The following is a 6,385-nucleotide window of genomic DNA, read 5'->3' on the forward strand; positions in this document are numbered from 1 at the left end:
TTTTTTCATTTAGTGATAAAAACAACATCAATTTTGGGTTAGAAAACAGCTTTTTTTTAAAAATGTATAAAGACTCCAAAGATACACTTTGGATAGGCACGTATTCTGGTGGAATATATAAGCACACTCCTCAAGCGTCAAAGATCGAATTTTTTCAAAAGCACAACAATTCAAACTCATTGTCTGGAAATAATATTTGGCGTCTCGCCCAAGATAAAAACAATAGTATCTGGATAGCAACTCAATCAAATGGTTTAAATAAATTTGATCAAAAAAATTATACCTTCACTCACCATTTAAAAGACTTCAAACATAGCATTTGGAATCTTTTAGTCGACGATAAAAATCAAATTTGGGTTGCAAGTAGTGGTGGGCTATTTGTATATGAAATAAGTAATTCAGGTGAGCTAAATGTAATCAAGAAATTGATGCCCAACAAAAACATTGAATATATTCATTATTTTGGTGGGAAAGTTTGGATAAAATCCTTGGTAAATGAAATACTTTCAGTAGATCCTTTAACCTTTGAACTAACATCCGTAGCACTAGCAAATAATAATATTAGAGATGTTGATCCTGTATTCTTGGATAGCCAAAATAATGTATGGTTATTAACATCTTTGGGAATGATGCTTTACAATCAAGACACTAAACAAGTAAATCAACTCATACTAAATGTAGACGATTCAGTTCGATATTTTACTTCTGTAATAGAAACCGACAATGCATTTTGGCTCTCTTCTTTTAACCACGGGATGTTAAAATTAGACAAAGCTAGTTATCGAGTTATTTCGATTATCGACGCAAAATCAGGTTTATCTAGCAACCAAGTTATAACGACCATATTGCATGGGGAGAGTATTTGGTTAGGATTTACTAGCGAAGGAATCGACGAGGTTTCTATTTCGTCAGGTAAAATTTTACAAAATATATCTCCTGAACGTCTTGGTTATAGTGAACTGAATGAAGGGGTTGGATTATTAACGAACAAGCATAAGTTAATGTTTGGAGGCACTAATGGCTTTTTAATGTTCGATGCCACTGAATTCAGCGCCGCCAACGAGCAGCAAACCATTGCAAAACAGGAACCAGCCCCAGCTCCTACACTGACTCAGTTAAGTTTATTCAATCATGAAATAACTCAACACGGGGACAATAGTCCATTAACAGCGCCAATTGATTTAGTAGAGCAAATTACATTGCCATTTAATACTTACATGTTAAGTATTAAATTTGCCCAACTTAACCCAATAGAGCCTAAAGCAATCCAATACCGCTATAAATTATTAGGTATCTCAGACAAATGGATAGAAACAGATAAAGATTCACCGCGAAAAGCGCAGTTTTCTCATTTAGAGTTTGGAACATATGAATTTCAGGTGCAAAGCCGAAACGGCAACTCGCCGTGGTCTGAAATAAAAAGTGTCAAAATTAACATAGCCCCGCCACCATGGTTCAGCCAAAAAGCCATAATACTTTATGGAATTCTGATAAGCCTATTGGTGATTTATTGGATTAAACAAGTTCGCAGCAAGAATGCAATTCGCTTTTCTATTAAAGAAAATGAAGAACGCCTTAAACTAACGTTGTGGAGCAGCGGAGATGAATTGTGGGATTGGGATATTTATCAAGGTCAAGTGTACCGCTCGAACACTTGGGGTACCTTGGATTTCCCCCAAGACGATATTAGGGTAAATAGCGCATATGAAGCCAACATTCATCCCAACGATATTCAACGCGTACAAGAAACCCTACGCGAACATTTGAAAAACAAAACCGAACACTATGAAATTGCATATCGGGCACGCACTTATAAGGGTGAATGGCTGTGGTTATTAGATCGCGGAAAAGTAGTAAGCCGTGATAACAACAATCAAGCCCAACGAATGACAGGTACCTTAAAAAACATTAACCATTTAAAGCTGGCCGAAGAGCAGCTCAAATTGTTCAAACGCTCTATTGAAACCATTTCTGATGGCGTATTTATCACTGATATGTCATTTAAGTTTATTTCGGTCAATAACTCCTACTGCAAATATACCGGCGAAACCCGTGAGCAAGCTTTAGCCAGCTATTTAACCTTTCACCAATATCCTGGTGCTTTTACCGAAGAAGTAAAAAAAGCCTTAAGACAAAAAGGCAACTGGTTTGGCGAAGTTGAATCACGACGCACTGACGGTGAAAAATATGAAATGGAACTTAATATAGATGCCATTAACGACGAAGACGGTAAACCTGCCCATTATGTAGGCGTATTCTCCGATATCACCACCCGTAAAGTAACAGAAAAAGAACTGCTTAAATTAGCCAATACCGACCCTTTGACGGAATTACCTAATCGCTCATTTTTTCAGGCCAGTCATGCCAACGTAGTACGCCGCAATACGCATCACGCGTTAATTTGTTTGGATATGGATAATTTCAAGAAAATTAACGATTCACTGGGCCATCAAACAGGCGATATATTAATTAAACAAATAGCCAAACGTTTGCAACGTATTGCGGGGACTGATGCAACTTGTTATCGCTTGGGTGGTGATGAGTTTAGTATTTTAATAGACAAAACGACCGACGTGCATCGAATCACTCATTTTGCCCAAACCATACTAGACAATATGGCGCGCCCTTTTTTAATTAATAAACAAGAGTTTGTATTGGGTGCCAGTGTGGGTATTGCCTTTTATCCAGAAGACGGCAGTACCACTCAAGAAATGTTAAAAAATGCTGATACGGCCATGTATTTTGCTAAAAATGCCGGTGGCAACAAATATCAGTTTTTCAGTGGTGAGATGAATCAAAACGCAGTACGTCAATTGCAAATTGAAAACTTGATCCGCCATGGCTTAAAAGAAGATTTATTTACGGTTTTCTACCAACCTAAAGTCGATATCGCCAGTGGCAAGTTAGTCAGTATGGAAGCTTTAGTGCGATATGAGCACCCTGACAAAGGTTTGGTTAGCCCATCACAATTTATCCCTCTGGCGGAAGAAACCGGCCAAATTATCGATATAGGCGAAGTTGTACTGCGCAAAGCCTGTGAAGATACTAAACGTTGGGTGGATGCAGGCTTATTTACAGGCAGAGTAGCAGTGAATATCTCCGCCAGACAATTTGAATTACCTGATTTAGACGAACGTATTATTAATATCCTGCAACGAGTAGGTCTGTCTCCTCTGCATCTTGAATGTGAGATTACTGAAGGCACCTTAATGCAAAACCCTGAAAGCGCCCTGCGTATGATGCAACGTTTACGTGAACGAGGTATTCATCTAGCACTGGATGATTTTGGCACGGGTTATTCGTCGCTGGCCTATTTAAAACGCTTCCCTATCAATACTTTAAAAATAGACAAAGCATTTATAGACGATATTGCCACTTCAGCAGAAGATCGGCATATGGCTGAAGCCATAATCACCATTGCCCACAATCTTGGCTTGAAAGTCGTCGCTGAAGGTGTGGAGCATGAAAATCAACTGTCAATTTTACGTCGTTATAAGTGTGAAATGTTACAGGGTTATTTATATAGCAAACCTCTAAGTTCTCCTCGATTTGAAAGATTATTAAAAGAGAACCTGCAACTGAGCAAAATTATACACAAAAGTGACATTTGAAAACTCAGCACAAAACATTGATTTAATTAAATATTTTTAAGTTAACATCTCGTACCGCCAACCCTAAACCTCAAAAAAATAACGGAAAAGTTTTTTCTCTTATAACATTGGCATGTATTTGGCAAAGCTAAGCCAGACTGACAAAAATATGTCAGCACGAAACGTCAATAATCCAAACTAGAGGAAAACAAAGATGTTGAAAGCTTATGCAGTAGCAATAGTACTAGCCACCACAGCACCAGTAGCAATCGAAACGGTTGAGGGTGCACAGGCGCCAGTGAAAACTGAAACCACTAGCCAAACTGATACCTCAAAAAACGGTGTTAGAACCGGTACAGTGCGCTTTTATGGCGTTAGAACTGGAACAGTACGCTTTTAAGGATGAAGCATCAAAATCAGTGTTTTCCACTGAATTGACCTAAAAAAAAGAGAGCTTAGCTCTCTTTTTCATTTTGAATCTGCGGGATTATCGACAATAGCTAGATTATTCTAAGCATGCATAAAAATACTATTAAATCCTCTGGACCTAACTAACTTCATTCGTTGTCTTGACTTAAACAAGGGGTACAACATAGGTCCAAAAACCAAACCAGCTATCGCCCACTTTTTTGCCGTTAAGCCACTCTTGAATGACTGGACATAATATAAAACACTACACACTATGGAACACATTAAATAGGCAATCACTGTCATCTCACTCAGGCAGAATTTTGCCGCTTTAAATACACACTGCAATTAATAGCCATTAAAAAGCTGGGCCCTTCTGATTTTTAAGCACCCAGCTTTTGAGCGTGGCGATTCTACTCACTAATAATAACTTTTACCAGTCTCTAACATGTTTTTTAAACAGTCAGCAGGTTTGAATTTATCACCATACAATCCTTGGTAATGTTCTAACCTGGTCACCACATGGTCTATGCCAAGTGTGTGCATATAACGGAATGGCCCCCCCAAAAACGGCGGAAAACCGATGCCAAAAATAGCACCTATGTCACCATCTCGGGCATTACGTATTACACCTTCATCCAAACACATTGCCGCTTCATTTAACATGGTTAATACACAACGTTCAGCTATTTGTGCATGGCTTAACTTATTGTTGGGTGTTACGCCAAGCAAGGTATAGATAGAGGCATCCACTTCTTTACCTGGTTTTTTTCCTGTGTATAAATAAAAGCCTTTTTGATTCTTTTTGCCCTTACGATCGTCAGCTAATACTTTGTCAAAGCCTGCTACCGAGGCAAATCGCTCACCAAACTGAGCTTCTAAAAACGGACCAATTTTAGAACCAACATCAATACCCACTTCATCTAATAACTTGATAGGGCCTACTGGAAAACCAAACTTAACTAAGGCTTTGTCTATCTGCTCGATAGGTTCACCCGCCAATAACAAAGCAGCAGCCTGATTCATATAAGGAGCTAAGATCCGGTTAACATAAAAACCAGCACCATCTTTAACCACTATCGGTGTTTTCCCTTGACGTTTAGCCAGCTCAACTGTGGTTGAAATAGTTAAATCAGAGGTCTTGTCATGAGCAATAACTTCAGCCAACGGCATCTTATCCACTGGCGAAAAGTAATGTAGACCAATCACTTGCTCAGGACGTTGAGCCTTGGCGGCAATCTGGCCGATAGGAATAGATGAGGTATTGGAGGCAAAAATAGTATGCGCGGCACAATTCGCCTCAACATCTGACACCATGGCTTGTTTAAGAGCCAAGTCTTCAAATACTGCTTCTATAACCACATCAACATTACTGAACCCAGAATAATCCACCGAGCCGGTTAGCAAAGCCAATTGCTTTTGCATCTCTGATTTGGCCATAAAACGACGTTTTACTTTTTTATTAAGCAAGTCATAACTGTATTTAATGGCATTAGCGATACCTTCAGGACGAATATCCTTAATCCGTGCGGGCAGCCCTGCTTTAGTTGCCGTTACATAGGCAATACCACCGCCCATTAAACCACCACCTAATACACCAATTTTTTCTAACTTAGCGGGCTTAACACCTTCTACGCCGTTTTCTTTTTTCATCTGGGTGGTAGCAAAAAACAAACTACGCAACGCGGCTGACTCTGGCGACATAACTAACTTACCAAAGCTTCTGGCTTCGAGATCCATACCGGCTTTAATACCTTTGTTAAGGCCAGTTTCAATACTGTCAATAATCAATGCTGGAGAAGGGTAATTGCCCAGCGTTTTGCTGGCAGTTTGTTTGCGCGCCTGACTAAACATCAAATTACGGCCAACAGCCGTTCTTTCTAAAAACTTACCCATCAAATCGAGCTTAACAGGGTTACGTTTGGGTTTTGGCTTAAGTGCCAACTCAATAGCGACATCCAATAGTATTGATTGGGGCACCATGTCATCAACAATACCGTATTTCAGTGCTTGTTTAGCGCGCACTGAACCACCGGTTAACATCATTTTCATGGCTTGTTGTACACTGATCAAACGTGGCAATCTTTGGGTACCACCACTGCCTGGCAACAAACCTAATTGCACCTCGGGTAGACCTAGTTGGGTTTTATCAGCATCACTACATACTCGATAATGACAGGCCAAAGCCAGTTCTAAGCCACCACCTAAAGCTGGGCCGTGTATGGCAGCAACAAAGGTTTGTGGCATGTCTTCGATTTGTTGAAACATTGCCTGCCCACCTTGGGCAATAGCTTGCGCATCTTCGGCAGTTTTACAAGCCGCCAACATAGTGATATCCGCACCCGCCACAAAAGAGTTACTTTTACCGCTAACGAGTACTACGCCTT

The 6,385-nt window shown here is 39.8% G+C and carries 3 protein-coding genes; 2 read left to right on the top strand and 1 reads right to left on the bottom strand.

Annotated elements, in window-relative coordinates:
• Positions 1 to 3,611, top strand: a 3,611-nt coding sequence (locus AX660_RS05055) for an EAL domain-containing protein (protein ID WP_068373435.1), incomplete at its 5' end; no start/stop codon positions are given.
• Positions 3,612 to 3,804: 193 nt separating this feature from the next.
• Positions 3,805 to 3,990, top strand: a complete 186-nt coding sequence (locus AX660_RS05060) for a hypothetical protein (RefSeq protein ID WP_068373438.1) — start codon at positions 3,805 to 3,807, stop codon at positions 3,988 to 3,990.
• Positions 3,991 to 4,418: 428 nt separating this feature from the next.
• Here AX660_RS05060 and fadJ read toward each other — a convergent pair.
• Positions 4,419 to 6,385, bottom strand: a 1,967-nt coding sequence (gene fadJ / locus AX660_RS05065; protein ID WP_068373441.1) for a fatty acid oxidation complex subunit alpha FadJ, incomplete at its 5' end; no start/stop codon positions are given.

The organism is Paraglaciecola hydrolytica, assembly GCF_001565895.1.
GTDB lineage: Bacteria > Pseudomonadota > Gammaproteobacteria > Enterobacterales > Alteromonadaceae > Paraglaciecola > Paraglaciecola hydrolytica.

Coding starts and splice junctions, on each gene's coding strand:
- AX660_RS05060 (WP_068373438.1), top strand. CDS start 3,805: ATGTTGAAAGCTTATGCAGTAGCAATAGTACTAGCCACCACAGCACCA.